Here is a 24026-nt window from a genome sequence, read left to right as displayed (position 1 = left end):
AGTGTTGCCGGCGGAGTCGACTGTGCTAGGAGAGCAGTAGTGTCTGGCGAGCAAAGAGTGCTGCGCGTGCCGGATCCGGCCGAGCGGGAGAATCTCGCGACTTTTCTGGCCAGGGCCGTTCGACTGGATCCAGCAGCGGTGGTGCGTCTGCGTCGCCGGGGGGAGCATTTGGTTTCCGGCTGGGTGGCGACCGGTTTCGAAGCGCTGGCGGTACGCACCGTAGCCGGCGAGCTCAGTATCGATGATGTGACCGTCGGCGCCGATCTGGTGTCGGCCGGGTTGACCGGTGGCAGCCCGATCGACCTCGGGTATTCGATGGATTCCGCTTGGCGGGGAGCCTTACCTCCTGTGGACGGCTTCGCGCATGTCGACAATGTGCCTGCGCGTACTTTGGTCGAGCTCGCCGAGCGAGGTGTGCGGCTGGCGAAGGAACACGGCAGCAGTCACGGCCCGCCTGCCGCACTGCTCGATCAACCCGTGCTGACCGTGACCGGCACGGACATCCAGGTACCGGTACCGCTACGGGTGGTCTTCGCGCTCACGGCCATGGATTTCATCCCGCATTCCGGGCAGAAGACAGATCCGCGTCATATCGCACCCACCGAAATCGTTCGGGTCCGCGCCACGCGAACATGGGTGCGGTTGGATGCCCGCTATGGTTCGGTCGCTCGTCGCCGCACCGGTGCGATCCCGCTGCTACCACAGTGAGCCCGTCGCGCCGAGGAGGCGCCGGGTTCGTTGCCGCGAACGGGTTCACCCTGATCAGGAGAAACCGACCACCCGGACCAGCGCTGTGGTCGCGGCGGCAGCGAGAATCACCACCAGAATGGGGAATTGCTTCCAGGCGAGTACTCCGCCGACGAGAACACCTGCGGGTACCGCGAATCCGAGACTTTCGGTGCCCAACGGCAGGGTTGTCACCGCGACCAGTGCGGTGAGCAGCACGGTAGCGCTGATATCCAGTAATCGCGTTATGCGGTCCGGAGGGCGAATCCGGTTGCGCAGCGCGGGTCCAGCCCACCGGAAGGCATAGGTTCCCGCGGCGAGCGCCAACGCTCCGGCCAGCATTATTGTGCTCCTTTCGGGCGGGAAGGACCGGGGTGCTCGCGTGCTACCAAGAGAACCCCGGAGAGAGCGAGCAGAACTGGCATTCCAATGGGGAGGAATGGTGCGCAGGCCACTGCGATGGCGGTGCCTGCGCCTGCGGCAGTGCGAGTTTTTCGATCACGCAGGGCAGGCAGCACCAGCGCGAGCAGCACCGCGGGAAACACCGCGTCCAGTCCGAGCGCCGCGGTGTCGGTGACCACCGCCCCGAGCAATGCTCCGATCGCCGCGCCGCTCGGCCAAGCGAGCAGCACCCCCAGCCCGGTAACCCAATAGGCTGCCCGCATACGCCGTGCGTCGGGCTGGGCGATGGCCAGCGCGACCGACTCATCGTTCATCAGATGCACCCCGAGCGGTCGCCACCAGCCGCTCCCGACCACTTCTGGTACCGAAAGCCCGTACGGCAGATGTCTGGCATTGACCAGCAGACCCGCCAGCACCGCCGCGATCGGGCTGCCGCCCGCGGCGACAATGCCGAGAAACAAGAACTCCGAGCTTCCGGCGAGCACTACACATCCGAGGAGGATCGGCAGCCAGAAAGGGAAACCCGCACCCACCGCGGTCGCACCGTAGGAGATCCCGATCACCGACACGGCGAGGCAGACGGCCACGATGCCCGACAGCACACTCCGATCGAGTGTTCGCCATATCGAACTCATGTTTCTTATAGTGAACAGAGTTGGGGTGATTCGTCAATATGGTTTCCTGTTGGGCGGCCTTCGATGCGACAGGAGTGGCAATGACGGAGCGGGACGCGACGACAACACCCCAGGAAGTGATCGCCGCCGCGCTGCGCAGAGAGCGTACGCGCGCCGGACTGTCTTTGAGCGAAGTTGCCAATCGCGCGGGTATCGCGAAGTCCACGTTGTCGCAACTGGAATCAGGGTCAGGCAATCCGAGCTTGGAAACGCTGTGGGCGCTGTGCGTAGCGCTGGAGCTGCCGTTCTCCCGGCTGTTGGACCCACCGCGCCCGAATGTGCACGTGATCCGGGCGGGCGAGGGCCCGGTGGTGGCTGCCGAGCAATCGGAGTACCGGGCCACGCTGCTGGCCGCTGGTCCGGGAAATTCTCGCCGCGATTTGTTCCGGATCACCGCCGAACCTGGGCATGCGCGCAGATCGGACCCGCACATCAGCGGGGTTGTCGAACATGTGCTGCTCGCTGAGGGGCGAGCGCTGGTAGGTCCGGTCGGCGCACCCGTCGAGCTGCACCCCGGTGATTACATCGCTTACCCGGGCGATCGGCCACACGTGTTCGAGGCCTTGACCACACCGACCTGGGCCATGCTGGTGATCGAGTACACCTGAACGATCAGGCCGCGCCTTCGCCGAGGTATTGCAACCATGTCGGGTCGAGTTCCGTGGTGGCCGACAACAGGCGCCAGTGCGGGCCCTTCGGCGATACCAGCGGGGAACGCAGCGTCCAACCCAGCTCGCTGAGTAGCTTATCGGCCTTGCGATGGTTGCACGGTGCGCAGCTGGCGACGCAGTTTTCCCAGGAATGCTCCCCGCCCCGGCTGCGCGGGATGACGTGATCGATGGTCTCGGCCTTACCGCCGCAGTATCCGCAGCGATAGCGGTCCCGGTGCATGAGGGCGGCGCGGGTCATCGGCACCCTGGCTCGGTACGGCACATGGACGTAGTTGCGCAGGCGGATCACCGAAGGAATGGCGACCGAGGTCTCGGCGGAGTGCACGACGGGTCCCTCGGTGTTCTGATGAACGGTATCGGCCTTATCGCAGACGAGCAGGACGATCGCGCGGCGCGCTGAGAGCGCGGTGAGCGGCTCATAGGTGGCGTTCAGCAGCAGCACCCTGGTCTTGAGCAAATGCGTGCCCGCGGTGGGTGGTGCCGTGGGGCAGGGACCGTGTTCGTGACGACCACGATGCCCGCCAGGATGATGTTCGGACAAGAGATGCAGCGGAGTAGCCCCCGACCCACGATTGTGGACATCGGCGGGCTGGAGTTGTCGATGCGCACGCGCCTCGTGTGATCGGGCGGTGTGTCGCTGCTTCATCTCGACCTCGATTTCATGATTGGCAGGATCATGTGGTATCTGCGGAGCAGAGACTGTCACCCAGTTGACCATGGAATGTCGAGCATTGCACGGTGATTTTCAACAATGTCCGGTTAACTGTGGCTGAAAAACCATCCAGCTGCGATATTTCGGACGCTGAGCGGCAGCCGAGGGATAGCGGGGCGATGGCGCGGGCACAATGGACAGTGGCGCATTCGGCGAATCGAGAGGGGCCGAGAAGGTCTATGACTTCGGGTGAGCAGACAGCTACGTCGTTCTACGAGGCGGTCGGTGGGGCGGAGACGTTCCATCGGATCGTCGCGACGTTCTATCGCGAGGTGGCGGCCGACGAGGTGTTGCGTCCGCTCTATCCAGAGGAAGATCTCGGCCCAGCCGAGCGCCGCTTGCGGATGTTCCTCGAGCAGTACTGGGGTGGTCCGCGTACCTACTCCGCCGAACGGGGCCATCCGCGCCTGCGTATGCGGCATATGCCGTTCACCATCGGCCCCGTCGAGCGCGATGCGTGGTTGCGGTGCATGCGCATCGCGGTCGCCGAGATAGCGCCGGAGGTCCTCGACGACGAGCGCCGCAAGGCGTTGCTCGATTACCTGGAGATGGCGGCGAACTCGTTGATGAACGCTCCTTTCTGACAGTGTGTTCACAGGTGGGGTTCGCCTGCTCGGTGCGGATGCCGGGCGAAGTGCGTTGATGGCGGACTCGCTGGGAGAAGTCGTGTGCCCAGCGGCCCACCTCGTTGATTTTCGGCACCACGACGGAGGTGGATGTGGCTGATGTGACTGACGCACCGGAGGTGGCTCTTGTGACAGATCTCACTCAACCCTGGTGGCGGTCGGCCGTGTTCTACCAGGTCTATCCGAGATCCTTCGCGGATTCGGACGGTGACGGGATCGGTGATCTCGGGGGTGTCCGGGACAAACTCGGTTACCTCGAACTGCTCGGTGTCGATGCGCTGTGGATCTGCCCGGTCATGCGTTCCCCGATGGCCGACGGTGGTTACGACGTCGCCGATCCGCGCGATATCGATCAGCTCTTCGGTGGTCTCCCCGCGCTGGACGCACTGATCGCCGAAGCGCATACCAGGCAGATCAAGGTCACGATGGATCTGGTGCCCAACCACACCAGTGATCAGCATTCGTGGTTCCGCGCGGCATTGCGGGCGGCCCCTGGCAGCCCGGAACGCGATCGGTACATCTTCCGCGACGGCCGCGGGCCCGACGGTGCCCGGCCACCCAACAATTGGCCGAGTATCTTCGGGGGACCGGCCTGGACCAGGGTCACCGAACCCGATGGCAGGCCCGGCCAGTGGTATCTGCACCTCTTCGCTCCTGAGCAACCCGATCTGAACTGGACGAACCAAGAGGTGGTCGCCGATTTCGAGCAGACGCTGAGGTTCTGGCTCGACCGCGGCGTCGACGGATTCCGGCTCGATGTCGCCCACGGTATGGCCAAGCCGGAGGGCCTGCCGGATATGCCGGAGCTCGCGGTCTCGGCGCTGCTCGAACATGATGACAGCGATCCGAGATTCAACAATCCCGCCGTGCACGAGATCCACCGCCGGATTCGCAAGGTGGTCGCGGAGTATCCGGACGCGGTGACCATCGGGGAAGTGTGGGTGCACGACAACACTCGCTTCGGTGAGTACGTACGTCCTGACGAACTACATCTGGCGTTCAACTTCCGCCTAGCCGAGGCCGCGTTCAGCGCCGAGGCGGTGCGCGCGGCGATCGACAACTCGCTCGCCGCCGTTATGCCGGTCTCCGCTGTACCTACCTGGACGTTGTCCAACCATGACATCGATCGTGAGGTCACCCGCTACGGCGGTGGCGCGGTGGGTGTCGCGCGGGCAAGGGCGATGATTCTGCTGGAGCTGGCTTTGCCCGGCACGGTGTTCATCTACAACGGTGCCGAGCTGGGGTTGCCGAATGTGGACGATCTGCCCGACGAGGTGCTGCAGGACCCGGTATGGGAGCGTTCCGGTCACACCCGGCGTGGGCGCGATGGCTGCCGGGTGCCGCTGCCGTGGCAGGGTGCCGTGCCGCCGTTCGGGTTCAGCACGGCCACGCCTTGGCTGCCGATTCCACCGGAGTGGGTGGAGTCGACTGTCGAGGCGCAACTGGAGGACGCCGACTCGACCCTTTCGCTGTACCGCACGGCGCTGGAGCTGCGCGCGCTGCGCCCGGAGTTCGCGGGTGATCGGATCGAGTGGTGCGCGGCCGCGCCGGACAGCCTCCATTTCCGACGCCGAGGGGGGCTGGTCTGCGTGCTCAATGCCGCTGCCGCACCCATCCAGCTGCCGCCAGGGGATGTGCTGCTGGCCAGCGCACCGGTGCGAGGACGCGAGCTGCCACCGAACGCGGCGGCATGGTTGGTCTGACCGGCTGGAAAACCTGGTTCGCCGGTGGTCGTGGCCGCCGCGGACCGGCTACTGATCCGACCGGGCGCGGAACTACTACAGACGATCGTCTACCGTTGATCCGTGAGCATTCTCGAGACAGTGCTGATCTTCGTCGGCATCCCGCTGGTGATCTACGGCGTGATCGCCGGATTGTCGTTTCTCGGTAAGCCACTACCTGGTGAAAAGCCGGTGCACTTCGCCCTCGGGCAGAAGTGGACCCAGTCGCCGGTGCTGTGGAGTGCCACCGACGAGGTGACCATCTCGGGTCACCACATCGCAGAGGCGCCGCACGGGCAGCATGCGGCAATCGAGTCCACCGCGGTGGAGCTGATCGGAGGACGGGCAAGTGGCAAGTTCTAAGTGGCCCGCGGTGGTCGAGGCCGAGTTGCCGCACGGATACGCGCTCATGAGCAGCGGGCGTGTCTCCGGTGTGCACGAGGCGGGCGATGTGTTCAAGGAAGCGCCGTTCAACGATGACGAACGGCTCGCGATGGACAATGTGCTCACCGAGGCGACGCGCGCGACCAAGGTGCGTTTCAACGTCTACATCGGCGATCTGGGTGGGGATCCGGCCGCTGGCGCGGATGAGCTCTTCCCCGACACGCCGGAGGCGGAGCGTTCGGTACTCATCGCCGTTTCGCCCAACCAGAAGGCGATCGAGGTGCGTTCGGGCCGGGAGGTCGCCGACCGCGCGAACGATCGTGTCTGCCAGCTCGGCGTCACCGCCGCGCTGAGCTCGTTCCGGCAGGGTCAGCTGATCGACGGACTGGTCTCCGCGGTCCGGGTGATGGCCGCGGCGATCGGGCGCTAGTTTTTCGCAGCGGGTGCGCCTGCCTCCGGTACGCGGCCCGCGGTACTGCCGAACCGGCGCGGCCGTCCTCTTCGAAGAGGGTGGCCGCGCCGGTTTCGTTCAGGACCGGATGTCGAATGCCCTGGCCCGCAGGGAGCGTTCGATACCGGCCTTGCCTTCGCTGACCAGTCGGCGCAATGCGGGCGGGTGCTCTCCCGCGAGGAACTTGTCGGCGACAGCCACCGCGTCCTCACTGATCGCCCAATGGGGGTAGAGGCCGATCACCACGGTCTGGGCAACCTCACTGGAACGGCGTTCCCAGACGCCGGGAATCTCCGCGAAATACCGCTCCACATAGGGGGCGAGCAGTTCACCCTGGCCGGGGGGCGCGAAGCCGCCGACAATCGAGCGAGCGGTGATATTGGGTACCGAGTCGTCACCTATCACCGTTGCCCATGCCCGCTCCTTCACCTCGGCGATCGGTCGTGCCGCCGCCGCGGCGGCAGCTTGGCGCTTGCCCGCTGCCGTCGGATCATTGGCCAGCTCCTGATCGATGACCGGGGTGTTCAGTCCGTCCGCATCGATCTCGCCCGCCGCCGCGAGCGCGGAGACGATCCGCCAGCGCAGATCGGTGTCGATCACCAGACCGGCCAGGCCGACTTTCGCCGGGTCGCCGTCGAGCAGTTCGCGCAGCACCTCGGTGTGCCAGGCGCGCAGTTTCGCGCCGGTCAGCCCATTGACGAAGGCCAGCTGATGATCCGAGCCCGGCTCGGCTTCGCGGGCCAGCTCCAGCAGCCGGTTCGCGTAATCCGTCCAGCCGGTGGTCTCCGCCCATTCCGGATCGGCATAGCTGCTCAACGCGGTGTTGGCCTGCATGAGGAGCCGCTGCACCACCCCGATCTCGCTTTCGGCGCCGACACCGCGCGCGACCAGCGCGATGAAGTCGCGGGCGCGGAACTCGGCTTGGCGGGTCATCTCCCAGGCTGCCGACCAGGCCAGGGTGCGTGGCAGTGGTTCAGCGATATCGGCGATGCGGTTGACCAGTACATCGAGCGATTCGGCATCCAGCCGTACCGAGCAATAGGTGAGGTCGTCGTCGTTGACCAGAACGAACCGGCCGCGCGGGACCCCGATCAAGGCGGGCACCTCGGTGCGTTCGGCGGCCGCCAGATCGAGTTCGACGCGCTCGGTGCGCACCAGTTTCCCGTCCTGATCGTCATAGATGCCGATGGCGAGGCGGTGCACGCGCCGCTCACCCGCACCCGGCGCAGCGCCTTCCTGGATGACGGCGAACGAACTGAACCGGCCTTCGGCGTCCACTTCGAATTCCGGACGCAGAATATTCAGGCCGGTGGTCTTGAGCCATTGCGTGCCCCAGGTGGACAGATCGCGTCCGGACGCCTGCTCCAGCGCCGCCAGCAGATCGTCGAAGGTGGCGTTGCCGTAGGCGTGTTCGGCGAAGTACGCGCGCAGCCCGGCCAGGAACGGCGCCAGACCCACATAGGCGACCAGTTGTTTCAGGACACTGGCGCCCTTGGCATAGGTGATGCCGTCGAAGTTCACCTCGACGGCGGCGAGATCGGGGATGTCCGCGGCGATCGGATGGGTGGAGGGCAGCTGGTCCTGCCGATAGGCCCAGGATTTCTCCACGTTCGCGAACGTGGTCCAGGCGCTGGCGTACTCGGTGGCCTCGGCTTGGCACAGCACCGAGGCGAAGGTGGCGAACGACTCGTTCAGCCACAGGTCGTCCCACCACTTCATGGTGACCAGATCACCGAACCACATATGCGCCATCTCGTGCAGCACGGTTTCGGCGCGGCGCTCATAGGACGCCCGGGTCACCTTGGAGCGGAAAACGTAGTCCTCCAGGAAGGTCACCGCACCCGCGTTCTCCATCGCGCCCGCATTGAACTCCGGTACGAACAACTGGTCGTACTTGCCGAACGCGTACGGGATGCCGAAGTTCCCGTGGTAGAAACCGAAACCCTGCTTGGTCTCGGTGAACAGTCGCTCGGCGTCCATGTACTCGGCCAGCGAGGAGCGGCAGTAGATGCCGAGCGGGATACTGCCGTGCTCATCGGTGTAGACGTCGGTCCATTGTGCGTAGGGGCCCGCGATGAGGGCGACCAAGTAGGTGCTCATCTTCGGGGTGGTGCGGAAGACATGCTTACCCGGGCCCGGTGCCGGTGTCTCCACGACCGCGCTGTTGGAGATGACTCGCCAGTCGGTAGGCGCGGTGACACTGAGGTCGAAGGTGGCCTTCAGATCGGGCTGGTCGAAGCAGGCGAACATCCGCTTGGCATCGGCGGTCTCGAACTGCGAGTACAGATACACCGCCGCGTCGGCGGGATCGACGAACCGATGCAGGCCCTCGCCGGTATGCGAGTACTCGCAATCGGCTTCCACCACCAGTTCATTGCGCTCGGCCAGCTCGGGCAGCGCGATTCCGGTCGATTCGTCGTAGCCGGAGACGTCGAGCGCGACACCGTTGAGTACCGCCGAACGGACACCGCGCGCCACGATGTCGATGAACGTGCTCGCGCCAGGCGTCGCGGTGAAGGATACGGTGCTGCGGGAAAAGAAGGTCTGCTCACCCGGATTGCCTGCCCCGTCGGTCAGATCCAGTTCGATGCGGTAGTTCTCGGCCGATATTGTCGAGGCTCGTTCGATCGCCTGGTCGCGAGTGAGATTGGGTGCGGACATAAGGCTCCTTCATGGTCGAAGAACTGGCACGGGCGTCACCCCACAATGCCACTTCGCAGTGGCAGACCGCGCGGAGGTTTGCCCGCGGGCTCCGTTGTGGTGGGCCGGTGCCGGGTGTGGAGGACGGTGGCAGCCGGACCGGGCGTCGGCGGTATTGTGCCTGGTGCAGTGCAGGCTCACCCCATGGATTCGGAGGCTCGACGTTGAAGCATGTGCACGCCGGGAAGGTGCGTGACCTGTATGAGGACGGCGACACGCTGTTGCTGGTCGCCTCCGACCGGGTATCGGTGTACGACGTGGTGCTGCCGACTCCGATTCCGGACAAGGGCGCGCTGCTGACGCAGCTTTCGAGCTGGTGGTTCGATTACTTCCCCGAGGTACCCAATCACGTGATCTCCACCGCCGACGTGCCCGCCGAGTTCGCAGGCCGCGGTGTTCGGGTCAAACCCTTGACGATGCTTCGGGTGGAGTGCATCGCCCGCGGCTATCTGACCGGATCGGGTCTGGCGGAATACCGGCGGATGGGCTCGGTGTCCGGAGTAGCGTTGCCGCCGGGGCTGCGCGAGGGCGACCGGCTGCCCGAGCCGATCTTCACGCCGTCGACCAAGGCCGCCACCGGGCATGACGAACTGATCACCTTCGCCGATGTGGTGAATCAGGAAGGGCGTGCGGTCGCCGAGCGATTGCGTGAGCTGACGCTGCACATCTACACCCGTGGTGCGGCACATGCCGCGGAGTGTGGTGTCATCGTCGCCGACACCAAAGTCGAGTTCGGCTGGGACGGTGATGTTCTCACCCTCGGAGACGAAGTACTCACCTCGGATTCCTCGCGTTTCTGGCCCGCCGACGAATGGGAGCCGGGTCGGGCACAGCGCTCGTTCGACAAGCAGTTCGTCCGGGACTGGGCCACTTCGACCGGTTGGGACAAACAGCCGCCTGGGCCGGAGATCCCCGCCGATATCGTCGCGGCCACTCGCCAGAAGTATGTCGAGGCTTACCAACTCATCACCGGCCGGGCCTGGGCGGGGGCGGCATAGTAGCGGTGGAGAGTGCCTGGTCGGCCACGACTGAATCCTGCTTTCACCGGATTTCGGGTGGGTGAACAGCGTTGCTATCCGTGCGGGCACGACAATTGCCTGTATCCGACGTGACACGCGGTCCAGCGGTCGAGCCGGTGCTCATGTCGTGATATCGAATACGTCGGTGGGGCTGGTGACGAGCACGGTGGGAGTGGCAGTGCCGGTGATCGGCGCCGACACCAACTGAAAGGTACCCGAGTTGGCGATGTACAAGGTGCTGCCGGAGGCGGTGATACCAGCGGGGAACAACAGACCGGTCACCAAGGGGGCTGGTGTACCACCGGTGACCGGCACCGTCACCACCCGGCTCGCCCCGGTCTCGCAAATGTAGAGGAGGCCACCGACCCGGACGAGACCGCGGGGCGCACTCAGGCCGGTCGCCAGCAGGGTCGGTGTGCCGCCGGTCCGCGGCACCGAATACACACTGCCCGAGCCGACGGAATCGGTGAAGAACAGCAGGCCGCCATAGGTGTATGGCAGCGCGTTGCTGGTGCCCTCCACAGAGGTGACGGTGACGCCGACGGTGCCGGTGCCGGGTGGGGCGATGGCATTGATCTGGGTATCGGAGACGATGGTGAAGGTGGTCGCCGTCGCCCCGAACATCACGGTCAACGGGCCGGTGAACCCGCTGCCGAAGATCTCCACTGTGTTGCCGCCGGATTCGGGACCGGAAATCGGGTTGAGCGAGGTGAGTGCGGGTGTGGCCAGGAGGGGCGCCGCGACCGGCGCGAGCCCCGATCGAGTCGACACCCCATCGGTGATCCCGAAGACGCCGGTGGGGCTGGTGGCGACCACGGTGGGGGTGGCGGTGCCGGTGATCGGCGCCGCCACCACCTGATCTGTGTCCCGGTTGGCGATGAACAGGGTGCTTCCGGAGGCGGTGATACCTCTGGGGGTCGACAGCCCGGTTACCAGGGGTGTCGGTGTACCACCGGTGGCCGGCACCGTCACCACCCGATCGCCCCCGGCCTCGCAGATGTAGAGGAGGTCACCGATCCGGACGAGACCGTCGGAACTGCTCAGGCCGGTTGCCAGCAGGGTCGGTGTGCCCCCGGTCTGCGGTACCGAATACACATTGGTGCCGAGATCGGTGAAGAACAGCAGGCCGGCGCCGCCGTAGGTGTAGGGCAGGGGATTGCTGGTGCCGTTCAGCAGGGCGGCGACGGTGACCTCGACGGTGCCGGTGCCTGGTGGGGCGATGGCATCGATCCGGGTGTCGGAGACGATGGTGAACGTGGTCGCTGTCGTCCCGAATCGCACGGTCAACGGGCCGGCGGCAGCGAATCCGCTACCGAAGATCTGCACCGTGTTTCCCCCGGCCGGGGGACCGAAACTCGGGTCGAGCGAAGTGAGTGTCGGCGCCATCTCGGAGCCTCTCAACAGTAAAAGGGATTGTCCTGCAACGGATGTCGATTTGGTCGAGATACCGCTGTATCCAGTAATTCATCAGCGGTGGCGGTTCCGCAACATATCCCTGGTCGCGGTTGCGCAACGAATTTCCCGGCCGGTTTTCATCTCGGCACCGGATCTGCGCCCGGCCGGTTCCAGGAGGTGATAGTTGTTGCCCGGCAGCGGGTATCGGGGTTCGGATGGCATGTGAGGAGTACCGCTATCCCACCGGTCGCATGGGAAACAGGAGAACAATCCTTCGAACTGTGTGTCGGCTACCCACCATCGAATTCGACGCCGCCTAAGGTCTGACTCGGTCCGCCCATCAGGGGCAGCTGAGTGAAGGGATTCGAAGAATGAAGTTCGAGAAGATCACCGCTGCCGTTTTCATGGCCATTTCGGCTGTGGGTATCACTGCGGCAACCGCTTACGCAGAGCCGGCTGTCACGGAGCATCCGACTGCGGGGTACACGACTCGGGGTGTGGATCACGGAATCAACTACCAGATCACCGTTTCACCGGTCGACAGGGTTGTTGTCACCGCTGTCGAGAACGGCACGTTCGAGATCACGCGCAGCGGTGCGGTGGTGCTCGAGTCCGGCGACGGAAGCGTGGTGGCCGAAGTGCCGCGACGGTACGCCGTCGGTGGGCGTTCGATCGGGATTGCGCAGCAGATCGGTGCGGATGGCCGCACGCTGACGCTGACGCCGACCATGACGGCGGAAGATATCGCGGAACTGAAGGACATCAGTTCCTATGACCGGCTCAGGGAGCAGATCGACAAGAACTTGCCCGGTGTCGTCGGCGGTGCCATCGTGGGCGGTCTCCTCGGGGCGACTCTTTTCCTGATATGGGGGGTCAGTATCCCTGTTGGTGCGTTGATCGGTGGAACCGTCGGTGGGTACATCATGGGTGGCCCGGAGTTCCTCGACGCGGTACAGGCGTTCGTCACCGGCCAGCCGTGATCACGGGCAAGTGAAACAACTTATGCACGATAATCAGGGGCGTCGAGTGTAGCGTTCGGGCTCATCGGCCGAGCTTGTCGCCGAGCCGGAAGGGCTGTCACCGTGTGCGGTGGCACCCCTTCCGTGCGCGACTCATTCAGTCCGGGAGTTTTGTCCCGGCGTAACTTCCCCAAGGAACTTCGACGATATCGTCAGGGTTGTCGTTGTAGGTCGAATTGATCCAATCGATGATCGTGTCCTCCACTTCCCGCAGTATCGGCTCCGGGATATCCATCGCGGAGGTCACCTCCAACTCGAAGTACGCACGGTCGGCGGCATCCTGCCCCGGATGTTCTCCAGCCCAATGCAGATGCATCTCGGAGCCATCATCTGCCGTCTGTTCGAGCTGGATCCGCGCAGCGGCGAACTCAGGAAACTTTGCGATCTCATCCGCCAGTATCGAACGGATCGTCTCCGCTTCCGCGGGTGTGCAGTAGAGATCGACAACAAGATAGCTACTCACGGTTGATCAGTCTTATCCTCTCATTTGATGGGATGGCAGTGCCGCTTGTGGTAGCCCGGCGGCATCTGACGATCGACATCCTTCTCGGCTTCCTTCTCGGCTTTCTTGCGGTCGAAGGCGCGGCCGACTCCTACGATTTTCTCCTCCGAGTGTCCACCGGCGGGCGTACCGTTCTTGACCTTGTCGCACCGTACGCGCACGGTGACCTTCTTCGGCTTCTGCTGTGCCAGTGCCCATTCCATCAGGACGGGCTGCTCGGTAGCGGCGGCTGCTACCTGCATAGGGTAGCTCGGTGCCGCAGTCGCTACCGTCGCGCCGGTGACCCCGGCAATCAACGACCCGGCCAGCATGAAGCCGATCGTCGATGCCTTCCGCGTATTTCTCATGTCATCCCCTCGGTTCGGCCTCCGCCACGACTGAGTTCGTCGGGCGGCAGGTCTTGCTCTCCAACACAGCGACAGTCGCCGAACTCGTCCACCTCCTCTGGGGATGAATCCGGAGTTGTTGTCCGTCAATGGTGTTGGACGGCGCTGGTGAAGGAACGGTTCCGCCGGCAACCGATTTGTGACTTGGTTCCCCCTTCTTGTGGGGTGTGTCTGTTGATCGCGTCGCCGTGTTCCGGATCCGTTCTGTGGCGGCAGGAAACTCGGGTAGTGGCTCAGCGCGGCGGGCAAACAGTGGTCTCGTACGCGAGGTCGGCCGCGGTTGATCGAGTTCTATCTCGGTCCGCTGCGGCGCAACCGCGCGGCGCGGATGGTCAGGTAATCGCGTTCAGGAGTGTTCGTCGTGTGGGCAGCGGCCCTGACATAACAGGCGGCCGCAGTATCGAGATCTCCCGCCATCTCGTGGAGATGACCGCGTACGGCGTCGAGCCGGTGCGTGCCCGCCAGCCGCTTGTCGAGTGTCTCGACAAGTGCCAGTCCGGCCTCGGGTCCGGAAATCATGGAGGTGGCCACCGCCCGGTTGAGGGTCACCATCGGATTGTCCTCGTAGCGCTCCAGCCGTTCGTAGAGCGCCAGGACCGTACTCCATTCGGTGTTTTCGGTGCGGGTGGCCTGAGCGTGCAGCACCGCGATGGCCGCCTGGATCTGATAGGGCCCGCGCAGGCCCGCGGCCAATGTGCCGGTGATCAGCGTGGTCCCTTCGGTGATCAGCGTGCGATCCCACAGTGCGCGGTTCTGCTCGGCCAGCGGGATCAACTCACCGTGCTCGCCGGTGCGTGCCGCGCGGCGGGCATCGGTGAGCAACATCAGCGCGAGCAAACCGGTGACCTCGGGATCCTCTGGTAGTAGCCGGTGCACCGTCCTGGTGAGCCGGATCGCTTCATCGGACAGATCCGTGCGCTGCAGAGCAGGCCCCGTGCTGGTGGTATGCCCCTCGGTGAAGATCAAGTACAGCACCCGGAGGGCAGCGCCGAGCCGTTCGCGCCATTGCCGGTCATCCGGTTGCGCGAAGGGGTGGTCCAGGGTGGCCAGCTTCTTCTTCGCTCGCGTGATCCGTTGCGCCACAGTCGATTCTGGTAGCAGGAAGGCGTGTGCGATCTGCGCGGTGCCGAGTCCGCCCACCGCACGCAGGGTGAGTGCGATGGCGGCGGCGGGTGACAGTATCGGGTGGCAGCACAAGAACAGCAGGGTGAGCGTGTCGTCGTGATCACTCGGGGCGGCATCGGCCACATCGCGGTCGGCCACGGCGATCTCGCGGCGCCGCCGCGCCGCTTCCGCGCGCACCATATCGACCATGCGCCGGTGCGCGACCCGGATCAGCCAGGCCAGCGGATCGTCCGGCAGGCCTTGCGTCTGCCACTGGGTCGCGGCCGCGAGCAGGGCTTCCTGCAGGGCATCTTCCGCGGTATCGAAATCGCCGAACCGGTGCATAAGCGATCCGAGGACCTGCGGTGTCAAGGTGCGTAGCAGGTCCTCGGTGCTCGCCGGGGCCGGTATATCGCCGGGCATCGTGTGTCGAGCGCTCAGTGCTCCGAGGCGCCCATCACCGCACGGACCTCGATGTATTCGCCGATCGGCTTACCGCCGGGGCCGGGTGCGGCCGATGCCTGCGCGGCGATCTCGTAGGCCCGTTCGGGGCTGTCCACGTCGACCATCCAGTACCCGGCCAGAAACTCCTTGGTTTCCGGAAAAGGTCCGTCGGTGATCACCGGCGCCGACCGGCCGTCCGAGCTGACTATCCGCGCCTCGCTCGGTCCGGCCAGCCCCTGCGCGTCCACCAGTTCGCCTGACTCGGCCAGCTGTGCACCCAGCGCGTGCTGGAAGTCCATATGCGCCTGGATCTCTTCCGGTGACCAGGTAGTGATCGGTGCGTCGCAGAATGAGGTGTGCCCATAGTTCTTCAGCAGCATGTACTTCATATTTCTTCTCCTATGCTCCGGCCGGTGATCATGTGGTGCGCCGCTGTGGCGTCCATATCGAGGTCGGAGCCGGGAGCACGGATTCGATGGATTTTGTGAGTGATCTACATCACAATGATGTCGCGGTATCGGCCAGCCACTCCGGGTCCACCGGTTCGGCCGCGTGGATCAGTTCTTTGATCCGGTCGGTCACGTCCCATACGTTCACATTCATGCCCGCGAGTACTCGGTTGTTCGCATCGAGCCAGAACGCCACGAACTCGCGTGCCGCCGAGTCGCCGCGGATAACCACCCTGGCGGTGTCGCTCGCGGTGGCGTAGCCGGTGTACTCCATGCCGAGGTCGTACTGGTCGGTGAAGAAGTAGGGCAGCCGGTCGTATACGGCGTCTTTGCCGAGCATGGTCGCGGCCGCGACCGCAGGCTGGTTGAGCGCGTTCGCCCAATGCTCCACCCGGATGCGCTTACGTAGGAGTGGATGCCACTGCGCGGCGATATCGCCTGCCGCGACGATATCCGGATCGCTCGTGACCAGACGTTCGTCGACGAGCACGCCGTTGTCCACTGCGAGCCCCGCGCCGATGGCCAGCTCCACATTCGGGTGTGCGCCGACCGCGACCAGCACCGCGTCGGCTTCGACGGTGCTGCCGTCGGCGAGCCGGACACCATTGGCGACCGTGACAGCGCCTTCTTCGAAGGTGATCGCCTCGACCTGGGTGCCGAACCGGAAATCCACCCCGTTGGCTCGATGCAGCTCGGCGAACACCTCGCCCATCTCGGGGCCGAGCACCCCCTGCAACGGCAGTTCCGCGTATTCGACGATGGTCACCTCGACCCCGGCCGCGCGGGCCGCCGCAGCGACCTCAAGGCCGATCCAGCCAGCGCCGATGATGACGAGCCTGCTCAGGTGGTCGAACAGCTCGAGCAAAGTGTCGGAGTCCTCGATGGTGCGCAAGGTGTACACATTGGGTGCCTCGGCGCCGGGAATGGGTAGCGTGCGCGGCGTGGAACCGGTGGCGAGGGCGAGTTTGTCGTAGGACAGTGTGGAATTGTCCGGCAGAGTGATCGTCTTCGCCGCGGCGTCGACCCCGACGACCGTGGTACCCAGGCGGACCTCGATGTGATGATCCCGGTACCACTGTGCGGGAGCTACGGTGAACTCGGTGAGCGATTTCTTGCCGGCGAGGTGTTCCTTCGACAGTGGTGGAAGCTCGTACGGCAGGTGTTCCTCAGCGCTGAGCAGCGTCACATATCCGTCGAAATCCATGGACCGCAACGCTTCCGCGATTTTGGCCGCGGCCAGCCCACCGCCGACGATGACGAAACGCTGAGCAGAACTCATCACGGACTCCTTCGTCGAAGGGAACCAGGCTCCTGCCGACCAACCCTACTGGCAGCGACGCGCGCGGCTCGGGAATTCGGCACGCTGGATGGGAACGAATCGCATGCCACTGTGGTTACCCGAGAGGGACGGCGAGGTATGCGCCGTCTGCGGCCATGCGATCGAGAGGGAGCTATCCATGCCTGACGAATCCATCGAAAAAGATGTCGCCGATTTCTGGTTCGACCCGCTCTGTCCTTGGTGCTGGATTACCTCACGCTGGATCCTCGAGGTCGAGCAGGTCCGGGATATCGACGTCCGGTTCCACGTGATGAGCCTCGCGGTGCTCAATGAGGGCAAGGATCTGCCTCCCGACTATCAGGAGCTGCTCGCCGGCGCTTGGGGGCCGGTCCGCGTCGCGATCGCTGCGGCACAGCAGCACGGCGACAAGGTGCTTGCGCCGCTGTACACGGCGATGGGCACCCGCATACACAACCGTCGCGCCGAGTACGAACGGCCGAGCAGCGCGGAATCGCTCGCCGCGGTGATCGCCGACTCGCTGGCCGAGGTCGGCTTACCCGCCGAACTGGCCGCGGCCGCCACGAACGCCGACTACGACGAGGCGTTGCGCACGAGCCACCATGCGGGTATGGACAAGGTGGGAGCGGATGTCGGCACCCCGACCATCCATATCAACGGGACCGCTTTCTTCGGCCCGGTGCTGTCCCGCATTCCGCGTGGTGAGGAAGCGGGCAAGCTCTGGGATGGCGCTGTGGCATTGGCGTCCTATCCGCACTTCTTCGAGCTGAAGCGCACCAGAACCGAGGATCCGGTGTTCGACTGAGTACCGGAAGGAGAGTGTCGTGGCAGTACGGCATTCTCCTCGGTCACGGGACGGATTCGGGTGGCTGTGCCGGTGTCCGGCCGTAAGAACTCGGGTAGCCGCCCTGTGGCGGCATACCCGCGGGTGGTTCCGGGCGCAGGAACAGTTTGCCGTGCCTGCTGCGGTCGCGCAGTGCCCACATGCGCCAGGTGAGCACCGGGTGGCTGGACAGGGCGTTCACCATCCAGACGAAGAAGCCCTTCTCGAATGCCGCCCGGTCGGCCATCTCATCGAAGCCGACCAGTTTGTTCAGGTACTTGCCTCCGGCCAGGGTGCCCATCGCGGCGGGTGCGCCGGTGTGCCGGTTGCAGTAACCATGGTTGTCGGCGGTGTACTCCTGCGCGCGGATCAGGCTGCTGCCGATGATCGGCAGAAACGGAACCAGGAACATACCCAGCTGCCGCCAGTACGAGGTGTGCCCGGCCGCGATATGACCGACCTCGTGGCCGATGATGAACGCCAGCGCATCGGGTTCGCGTGCGGCGCCGCCGATCTCGAACAGATCGCTGTAGACCACAACGAAGCGCCGGAAGCCGTGCCCGCTGGCGAATGCGTTGATCTGGCCGTTGCCGAGTACGACGTACGCGTCCGGCACGGTCTTCATCCCGAACCGGGCGGCTGCTTCCACCACCATCTGATAGCCCTCGGGGAACTGGGTCGGCGACATCTTCACGCCGTTCACCCGCTGGGTGGCGTAGTTGATACCGCGGCCTGCCCACAGCAGCAACGGGGCGGCCGCGAACATGAGGAGATACACATTGGCGGCGCCGAGCGTGAGCAACCACAACGCGTAGGGGTAGGCGAATACGGTCAGCACGATCACGAAGACGAGCAGCGGGATTTCCCAGCTGTGCCGGGCGGGCAGGCCGAATGGCGATAGGCCGCGCGGCTGTTGTCGCGGTGCCAGGGGCGGGGCAGGTGCGCCGGGATAGGTGTTGTACGGCATCGGAGCGGTGTGCGAGGGAGCCGCCGGATACGCGCCCGAGAGATGTGGCTGTTCATAGGGTGCGGCGGGAGTGCCCCACCCGCCCTGCTGGGCAGCGGGATCGGCCGGTCGTCCCGGTGTGTCGTGCGGTTGGGGTTCGTACGGCTGCATGATATGAACTCTATTCAGTTGCCGGACCGTGGTCAGGGGCTGCCGAGGGCACCGCCGCCGAGTGACCGGGCGCACAGCCGGGGGATATGCCGATTCGTGTAGGTCGGCCGTGGTGCGCGCAGTGTGGCTGCCCGGTTGCCGGGACGACCATGATGACCTGACACAATGCCTGCCATGCGCGTATACCTGGGTGCCGATCACGCCGGTTTCGAATTGAAGAATCATGTCAAGGCTCATCTGGAGCAGGCGGGCCACGAGGTCGTCGACTGTGGCGCGCTCGAATACGACGCACTCGACGATTACCCCGCGTTCTGCGTCGAGGCGGCCCGCCGTACTGTCGCCGATCCCGGCAGCTTGGGCCTGGTATTCGGTGGCAGCGGCAACGGTGAGCAGATCGCGGCGAACAAGGTTCCCGGCGCCCGCTGCGCGCTGGCCTGGAGTGTCGAGACCGCGAAGCTCGCCAGAGAACACAACAACGCGCAACTGATCGGTATCGGTGGCCGGATGCATTCCACCGAGGAGGCGCTTGCCATCGTGGACGCATTTCTGGCCACCTCGTGGTCGGGCGAGGAACGCCACCAGCGGCGCATCGATATCCTCGCCGAATACGAGCGGACCGGCGTCGCGCCCGCGGTCCCCGCGTACTGAAGTACCCCGCGGCGGTAGCCGGTCGTGCCGGAAGGACATACACTGCACCGCCTCGCGCGGCTGCATCAGCGTCGCCTCGCGGGCGGTGTGGTGCGGGTATCCAGTCCACAGGGTAAGTTCGCCGCGGGAGCGGCCCAGGTGGACGGCCGGGTGCTGACCAAGGCCGAGGCGTGGGGCAAACATCTGCTGCACCATTACGATTCGGGTCTGGTCGTGCATGTGCACCTGGGTCTGTACGGCACGTTCACCGAATCCGGGCTACCGATGCCGGAACCGGTGGGGCAGGTCCGCATGCGCATGATCGGGCAACCGGGCCCGCAGCCAGGATTCGGCACCGATCTGCGTGGCCCGACGGTATGCGAGGTCCTGCTCGCACCGGAGGTTACCGCGCTCACCGAGCGGCTCGGCCCGGATCCGCTGCGCCGTGGCGCCGATCCGGATCGGGCCTGGCAGCGCGTACACCGCTCGCGCAGGCCGATCGGCGCGCTCCTGCTCGACCAAAAGGTCGTCGCCGGGATCGGGAACGTCTACCGAGCGGAAGTGCTGTTCCGGCACGGTATCTCCCCGCATCGCCCTGGTACCGGGCTGACGGCGGACGAGTGGACGGCCATGTGGACCGATCTCGTCGAGCTGATGCGAGTGGGAGTGCGGGTCGGGAAGATGGTCGTGGTGCGGCCGGAACACGATCACGGTGAACCCGCGTACGCGCCCGATCGTCCGCGTACCTATGTCTACCGTCGACAGGGCGCGCCGTGCCGGCTGTGTGGTACGCCGATCGCTCATCAGCTCATGCAGGCCAGAAATCTCTTCTGGTGTCCGACCTGCCAACCGAGCTGACCGGATACGCCCCTCGGCACAGACCATCCGTATGTTCATCAGCCTGCGACGGCGGTACCGATATCCGGTTTATCCGCGAGGGCGAACCGGCGCCCACCTGCGGTTTTCGCGGAGTACATGGCTTGGTCGGCGCGGCGGAGCAGTTCGGTGAAATCGAACGGGGCGCCGGGTGGATGGTAGGCGGTACCGATACTCGCCGACACCGGAACCGGGCCCGCTGAGGACCAGACCGGATCACGCAGCGCGGCGATGATCCGGCGGGCGAGCTCATCGAGCGTGCCGCGGCGCGGGTGGGTCGCCAGCACGAACTCGTCGCCGCCATACCGGCAGATCACGGTATCCGGCGGGCAGGCTTCGCGGAGCCGGTCGGCCATTTCGACCAGTACCTCGTCGCCGATCGCATGTCCGTATCCATCGTTGATCTGCTTGAACCGGTCCAAGTCGATCAGCAGTAGCCCGACCCCGTGAACCGGGTCGGTGGCCATCAGCCGCACCTTGTCCTGCAGTAGCGTCCGGTTGGCCAGGTCGGTGAGCGCGTCGTGGGTAGCCTCGTGGCGCAATCGGTGCTGTAGCGCGGCGATCTCCTGCACCCGCAGCGATACCTTGGCCGAGAGGTTCTGTTCCTGCTGTGCCAGCGCGCGCTCCTGCAGTGCCTGTGCGTAACTGTCGATGGCGTGGCCTGCGATGAAAGGCCACCGAGTAGCCACAAGTGAGCCGGGCGCGCCGGACGGGAACCCGAGGAGCCATCGGGTGGCCTGAGCCAGCATTCTGATCCGGTCGAACGGCGTTTCGGCGAGCCTGGCCCCGAGCATCCGCGCTTCTGGCACCGGGAACGGCTCGGACCGGGCGAGCATGAGCAGACGTTGGACGATCTCGAGCAGCGCAGGCTCCAGCTGTTGCGGCGCCACGCCCGAACCGGGCTCCGCGCAGACTGCGCGGGCCCATGCGCGAGCCATGCGGGCGACCGGGGGCTCGATATCGGCCGGCATCGGACTCACCCGGCGTTGATGCCGTCGGTACCCAGATGTCCTGTGCTGACACAGGTGCGGGCGTCACCTTGTTCATTCTCATTGCCACGCGGTCGTGTCCACCCGCTTCGGTGCACCCTCACCGCCCCCTTTCCAGATACCCCCCGTCCGGCATAAAGGATCCTAGCAAGCCGATCGACATCCAAAAGTGGCGTTTCACAACGGTTATCGAGTTCTTATGAACAGTGCGTCGGGCCTGTGGCGGTCCGCTGGTCCGGTGATACACCCGAATCCGTTTCGTCGCAATGTCCTGGTGTGCCGGATTGTTGCACCCGCTGCTCCGCTGCGCTCAGGATTGTGCGCCGAACGCCGGGCGCGCCGCCTGTTTTGCGGCGATCCCGCCGTGCGACACCCGGCGCGGTGATGCCAGGTCCGTGCTGTCTGTGTACCGGCAAGCGCATGCCGCTCACCGGCCGATTGGCATTTCGGGTGCCCGGTTGGGTAGAGTCGGATCGCATCCGGCATCGTGGCGATCCCATCGATGTCGTTTGCTTGCGGGTGTAGTTCAATGGTAGAACCTCAGCCTTCCAAGCTGATGGTGCGGGTTCGATTCCCGTCACCCGCTCCACGGGAAGTCCGCTCCGAACAAGGCGAATGCGATTTCGGCCGAGCTGCGGTTCTGGATGCTGAACCCAGAACCGCAGCCTATGCGCCCCGGTTGTGGAATCTCTGTCGAAACCGGCACACAGCCCTAGCTCAGCGGATGCTGATCCGTTGCGCGCCATCCCATTCCGGGAAGCCGCGGCGGACCACCGCGTAGCACGGTCTGGAACCAGCCCTTGGATTCCAGGGGGAATCGTTATGTATCGAGCCGACGCCGGGATTGCCTTTTGGTGGTGTTCAGTTCGACGATGATCTTGCCGCGGGCGTGCCCGGAAGCGAGGTGGTCCATCGCCGCTCGAATGTCGGCGATCGGGTAGATGGTGTCTATGACAGTCCGCAGCTGTCCTGACGTCACGAGCTCGGCCAGCAGCGCCAGGTCTGCTTGCCGTATGTCGGCGAGGAACGGCCGCCCTCGTTGGGGAGTGACACCGAAGTAGAGCAGCGTCTCCAGCATGCGCGCGAGCGGTCCGAGGATCGTGTTGCTCTTCGAGCCACCGACCAGGACATAGGTGCCGGTTGATGTGAGAATGCGGCGGCACCCGGCGAGTGCGCGATTGCCGTGGTTGTCGAGCATGACGTCGTATCGTGTCTCGGTCTCGGTGAAGTCGGTGGTGGTGTAGTCGATGACATGGTCTGCGCCGAGTGATCTGACCAGTTCCGCATTCCTGGAACTGCAGACTGCGGTCACCTCGGCGCCGAGCCATTTCGCGATCTGGACCGCCGCAGTGCCGACCCCGCCTGCGGCGCCGTTGATGAGTACGGACTGGCCCTGTCGTAGTTCGCCCTTGTCGCGCAGTGCTTGTAGGGCGGTGACGCCGGTGATGCTGAGGCCGGCGGCCTCGGCGAAGCTGATCGCCGCGGGCTTGGGCGCCAGGTGTTCGGCCGGAGCGACGACGTATTCGGCATACGCCTGTGATGCCGAGCCGAAGACCTCGTCACCGGGCCGGAACGCGGAGACCCCTTCGCCGACCGCGACGACCCGCCCGGCGAAGTCCGATCCGATGACCGGCACTGTGGGCTTGCGTATTCCCGCCTGCGGGCGGGTCAGCCACGGCAGACCGATCATCGCGTACCAGTCGAGGGGATTCAATGCGGCCGCCTCGACCGCGACGAGTACGTGGCCGGGCGCGGGGGATGGGACCGGCGCTTCGGTGATCTCCAGCATGTCGCTGTCGCCATAGTGGTGCCGGGTTACGGCCCGCATGGTCGTCGGGGTCGCTGTGGTATCTGCCGCGCTGGTCGCGTCGCCGTTCGGGCGCGCATTCGGACGGGTCTCGGGGGTGCCGGATGGGCTCATGGTGACCTCGCTGGAATCGGTTCGGATGACGCCGTTTCGTCGGCCCGCCGTACACAAGCATGGGCGTTTTGTCTGTTTTCAGTACGCTGTACGGATAAGGCCGTACGTTGTACGATAAGCTCAACAGGTACTGCCGTCAACCCCTATGCCGATTCAGGCCACTATGAACCCATGTCACCTCGCCCGGTCGCTTCCAAGCGCATTCTTCTTCGATCACGAATCCTCGCCGAGGCGGTCGCCTTTGCCGACGAACTCGGTGTCGACGCGCTCTCGATGCGCAAACTGGCCGACCGGATGGGTGTCGGCACGATGTCGCTGTACACCCACGTGGCGAACAAAGACGACCTCATCGAAGGGATTGTCGACGTGGTGATGCAGGAGATCGATATACCTGTGGGCGAAGGGGATTGGCGCCAGGCGATCTGTGCCAGCGCCGGGTCCGCGCATCGGGTGCTGCTTGCCCATCCCTGGGTGGCCGGAGAGTGGACCAAGCGGATGCCGGGCCCGGCTCGACTGCGGTTCATGGAGGCGATTTTGGCGACTCTGACCAGAGCGGGGCTCGACGAGAGTTTGGTCTACCGGGGCTATCACGCGATCACAATGCACATCGTGGGATTCACCATTCAGGAACTCGGTTATCAGACAGCCGGCGGTGACACGAGCCTCGACGACCTGGCGGCAGGCTTCCTCGATTCGCTCACCAACGCGGACTTGCCTCACCTGGCCGCGCATGTCCGCGCCCATCTCGGGGCACAGGACTATGGCGACGAGTTCACCTTTGTGCTCGATCTCCTGCTCGATGGACTACAGCGCGAGCGCGATCGCCGGAGGTGACCGTCGAGGTGTCCATGCCGCGAACGTTTCTGGCCACATCGGCTGTGCTAAAGTGCCGCGTGGCATAACGGAGGAACAACGGGGTGTAGCGCAGCTTGGTAGCGCATCCGCTTTGGGAGCGGAGGGTCGCAGGTTCAAATCCTGTCACCCCGACAAT

25 protein-coding genes and 2 tRNA genes are annotated in these 24026 nt (G+C 65.1%); 14 read left to right on the top strand and 13 right to left on the bottom strand.

What is annotated here, in order from left to right; all coding sequences use genetic code 11:
- The first annotated feature begins 39 nt into the window (after window positions 1-39).
- On the top strand, window positions 40-708 hold the full coding sequence (locus ACL02S_RS11465) for a DUF8185 domain-containing protein (RefSeq protein WP_412802343.1): 669 nt from the start codon (window positions 40-42) through the stop codon (window positions 706-708).
- Between the two features lie 54 nt (window positions 709-762).
- Here ACL02S_RS11465 and ACL02S_RS11460 read toward each other — a convergent pair whose 3' ends face one another.
- Window positions 763-1068, bottom strand: a complete 306-nt coding sequence (locus ACL02S_RS11460) for an AzlD domain-containing protein (protein ID WP_412802342.1) — start codon at window positions 1066-1068, stop codon at window positions 763-765.
- Entirely contained in the window at window positions 1068-1763 is a 696-nt protein-coding gene (locus tag ACL02S_RS11455; protein ID WP_412802341.1) for an AzlC family ABC transporter permease, read from the bottom strand. The genes ACL02S_RS11460 and ACL02S_RS11455 overlap by 1 nt, the downstream gene beginning before the upstream one ends.
- 80 nt (window positions 1764-1843) lie before the next feature.
- Between ACL02S_RS11455 and ACL02S_RS11450 the strand changes: the two genes are divergently transcribed.
- Window positions 1844-2410: a helix-turn-helix domain-containing protein gene (locus ACL02S_RS11450; RefSeq protein ID WP_412802340.1), complete on the top strand. Its 567-nt coding sequence runs from the start codon at window positions 1844-1846 to the stop codon at window positions 2408-2410.
- Between the two features lie 4 nt (window positions 2411-2414).
- Here ACL02S_RS11450 and ACL02S_RS11445 read toward each other — a convergent pair whose 3' ends face one another.
- Window positions 2415-3119, bottom strand: coding sequence for an HNH endonuclease (locus tag ACL02S_RS11445; protein WP_412802480.1), 705 nt, complete (start codon window positions 3117-3119; stop codon window positions 2415-2417).
- 245 nt (window positions 3120-3364) lie between these two features.
- Between ACL02S_RS11445 and ACL02S_RS11440 the strand changes: the two genes are divergently transcribed.
- From ACL02S_RS11440 to ACL02S_RS11425, 4 genes are all read left to right on the top strand, one after another.
- The gene (locus ACL02S_RS11440) at window positions 3365-3769 is read left to right on the top strand and encodes a globin (RefSeq protein WP_412802339.1); all 405 of its coding nucleotides are present in this window, start codon (window positions 3365-3367) and stop codon (window positions 3767-3769) included.
- Between the two features lie 143 nt (window positions 3770-3912).
- Window positions 3913-5514: a glycoside hydrolase family 13 protein gene (locus ACL02S_RS11435; protein ID WP_412802479.1), complete on the top strand. Its 1602-nt coding sequence runs from the start codon at window positions 3913-3915 to the stop codon at window positions 5512-5514.
- Between the two features lie 102 nt (window positions 5515-5616).
- Window positions 5617-5895 (top strand): aa3-type cytochrome oxidase subunit CtaJ, encoded by a 279-nt coding sequence (gene ctaJ / locus ACL02S_RS11430; protein ID WP_412802338.1) that lies wholly within the window; start codon window positions 5617-5619, stop codon window positions 5893-5895.
- Window positions 5882-6346 (top strand): DUF5130 domain-containing protein, encoded by a 465-nt coding sequence (locus ACL02S_RS11425; RefSeq protein ID WP_412802337.1) that lies wholly within the window; start codon window positions 5882-5884, stop codon window positions 6344-6346. The genes ctaJ and ACL02S_RS11425 overlap by 14 nt, the downstream gene beginning before the upstream one ends.
- A gap of 99 nt (window positions 6347-6445) precedes the next feature.
- Here ACL02S_RS11425 and pepN read toward each other — a convergent pair whose 3' ends face one another.
- Complete coding sequence (gene pepN, locus ACL02S_RS11420; RefSeq protein WP_412802336.1) at window positions 6446-9028, bottom strand: aminopeptidase N; 2583 nt, start codon at window positions 9026-9028, stop codon at window positions 6446-6448.
- 203 nt (window positions 9029-9231) lie between these two features.
- On the opposite strand from pepN, the gene ACL02S_RS11415 reads away from it, so the two are divergent.
- Window positions 9232-10065, top strand: a complete 834-nt coding sequence (locus ACL02S_RS11415) for a phosphoribosylaminoimidazolesuccinocarboxamide synthase (RefSeq protein WP_412802335.1) — start codon at window positions 9232-9234, stop codon at window positions 10063-10065.
- A 141-nt stretch (window positions 10066-10206) separates the two neighbouring features.
- Here the strand turns inward: ACL02S_RS11415 and ACL02S_RS11410 are convergent, their stop codons facing one another.
- Complete coding sequence (locus ACL02S_RS11410) at window positions 10207-11472, bottom strand: IPT/TIG domain-containing protein (RefSeq protein ID WP_412802334.1); 1266 nt, start codon at window positions 11470-11472, stop codon at window positions 10207-10209.
- Between the two features lie 380 nt (window positions 11473-11852).
- Here ACL02S_RS11410 and ACL02S_RS11405 point away from each other — a divergent pair, with 380 nt between their 5' ends.
- On the top strand, window positions 11853-12461 hold the full coding sequence (locus ACL02S_RS11405; RefSeq protein WP_412802333.1) for a DUF8020 domain-containing protein: 609 nt from the start codon (window positions 11853-11855) through the stop codon (window positions 12459-12461).
- A 136-nt stretch (window positions 12462-12597) separates the two neighbouring features.
- Here the strand turns inward: ACL02S_RS11405 and ACL02S_RS11400 are convergent, their stop codons facing one another.
- From ACL02S_RS11400 to ACL02S_RS11380, 5 genes are all read right to left on the bottom strand, one after another.
- A complete protein-coding gene (locus tag ACL02S_RS11400) occupies window positions 12598-12963 on the bottom strand; it encodes a hypothetical protein (protein ID WP_412802332.1) in 366 nt (121 codons plus the stop codon).
- 20 nt (window positions 12964-12983) lie between these two features.
- Window positions 12984-13349, bottom strand: coding sequence for a hypothetical protein (locus ACL02S_RS11395; RefSeq protein WP_412802331.1), 366 nt, complete (start codon window positions 13347-13349; stop codon window positions 12984-12986).
- 330 nt (window positions 13350-13679) lie between these two features.
- Window positions 13680-14915, bottom strand: a complete 1236-nt coding sequence (locus tag ACL02S_RS11390; protein WP_412802330.1) for an RNA polymerase sigma factor — start codon at window positions 14913-14915, stop codon at window positions 13680-13682.
- Window positions 14916-14929: 14 nt separating this feature from the next.
- The gene (locus ACL02S_RS11385) at window positions 14930-15325 is read right to left on the bottom strand and encodes a YciI family protein (protein WP_412802329.1); all 396 of its coding nucleotides are present in this window, start codon (window positions 15323-15325) and stop codon (window positions 14930-14932) included.
- Between the two features lie 109 nt (window positions 15326-15434).
- On the bottom strand, window positions 15435-16664 hold the full coding sequence (locus ACL02S_RS11380; RefSeq protein WP_412802328.1) for an NAD(P)/FAD-dependent oxidoreductase: 1230 nt from the start codon (window positions 16662-16664) through the stop codon (window positions 15435-15437).
- Between the two features lie 178 nt (window positions 16665-16842).
- On the opposite strand from ACL02S_RS11380, the gene ACL02S_RS11375 reads away from it, so the two are divergent.
- Window positions 16843-17487, top strand: a complete 645-nt coding sequence (locus tag ACL02S_RS11375; protein ID WP_412802327.1) for a mycothiol-dependent nitroreductase Rv2466c family protein — start codon at window positions 16843-16845, stop codon at window positions 17485-17487.
- Between the two features lie 43 nt (window positions 17488-17530).
- Here ACL02S_RS11375 and ACL02S_RS11370 read toward each other — a convergent pair whose 3' ends face one another.
- Entirely contained in the window at window positions 17531-18472 is a 942-nt protein-coding gene (locus tag ACL02S_RS11370) for a M48 family metallopeptidase (RefSeq protein ID WP_412802478.1), read from the bottom strand.
- A 324-nt stretch (window positions 18473-18796) separates the two neighbouring features.
- Between ACL02S_RS11370 and ACL02S_RS11365 the strand changes: the two genes are divergently transcribed.
- Together ACL02S_RS11365 and ACL02S_RS11360 are read left to right on the top strand one after the other, a co-directional pair.
- Window positions 18797-19270, top strand: coding sequence for a ribose-5-phosphate isomerase (locus ACL02S_RS11365; protein ID WP_412802326.1), 474 nt, complete (start codon window positions 18797-18799; stop codon window positions 19268-19270).
- 24 nt (window positions 19271-19294) lie between these two features.
- Window positions 19295-20107 carry an Fpg/Nei family DNA glycosylase gene (locus ACL02S_RS11360; protein ID WP_412802325.1) on the top strand — a complete coding sequence of 271 codons (813 nt, stop codon included), beginning with the start codon at window positions 19295-19297 and terminating at the stop codon, window positions 20105-20107.
- Window positions 20108-20145: 38 nt separating this feature from the next.
- Here ACL02S_RS11360 and ACL02S_RS11355 read toward each other — a convergent pair whose 3' ends face one another.
- Complete coding sequence (locus ACL02S_RS11355) at window positions 20146-21096, bottom strand: diguanylate cyclase domain-containing protein (RefSeq protein ID WP_412802477.1); 951 nt, start codon at window positions 21094-21096, stop codon at window positions 20146-20148.
- A gap of 533 nt (window positions 21097-21629) precedes the next feature.
- Between ACL02S_RS11355 and ACL02S_RS11350 the strand changes: the two genes are divergently transcribed.
- Window positions 21630-21703: transfer RNA gene (locus ACL02S_RS11350), tRNA-Gly, on the top strand.
- A gap of 231 nt (window positions 21704-21934) precedes the next feature.
- Here the strand turns inward: ACL02S_RS11350 and ACL02S_RS11345 are convergent.
- Window positions 21935-23035, bottom strand: coding sequence for an NAD(P)-dependent alcohol dehydrogenase (locus ACL02S_RS11345; protein ID WP_412802324.1), 1101 nt, complete (start codon window positions 23033-23035; stop codon window positions 21935-21937).
- Between the two features lie 171 nt (window positions 23036-23206).
- On the opposite strand from ACL02S_RS11345, the gene ACL02S_RS11340 reads away from it, so the two are divergent.
- Together ACL02S_RS11340 and ACL02S_RS11335 are read left to right on the top strand one after the other, a co-directional pair.
- Window positions 23207-23869 carry a TetR/AcrR family transcriptional regulator gene (locus ACL02S_RS11340; protein ID WP_412802323.1) on the top strand — a complete coding sequence of 221 codons (663 nt, stop codon included), beginning with the start codon at window positions 23207-23209 and terminating at the stop codon, window positions 23867-23869.
- A 79-nt stretch (window positions 23870-23948) separates the two neighbouring features.
- A tRNA-Pro gene (locus ACL02S_RS11335) sits at window positions 23949-24022 on the top strand.
- The last annotated feature ends 4 nt before the right edge of the window (window positions 24023-24026 follow it).

It is taken from the genome of Nocardia spongicola (assembly GCF_047200775.1).
In the GTDB taxonomy this organism is placed as follows: Bacteria; Actinomycetota; Actinomycetes; order Mycobacteriales; family Mycobacteriaceae; genus Nocardia.
This window is presented reverse-complemented; position numbering and strand designations above follow the sequence as displayed.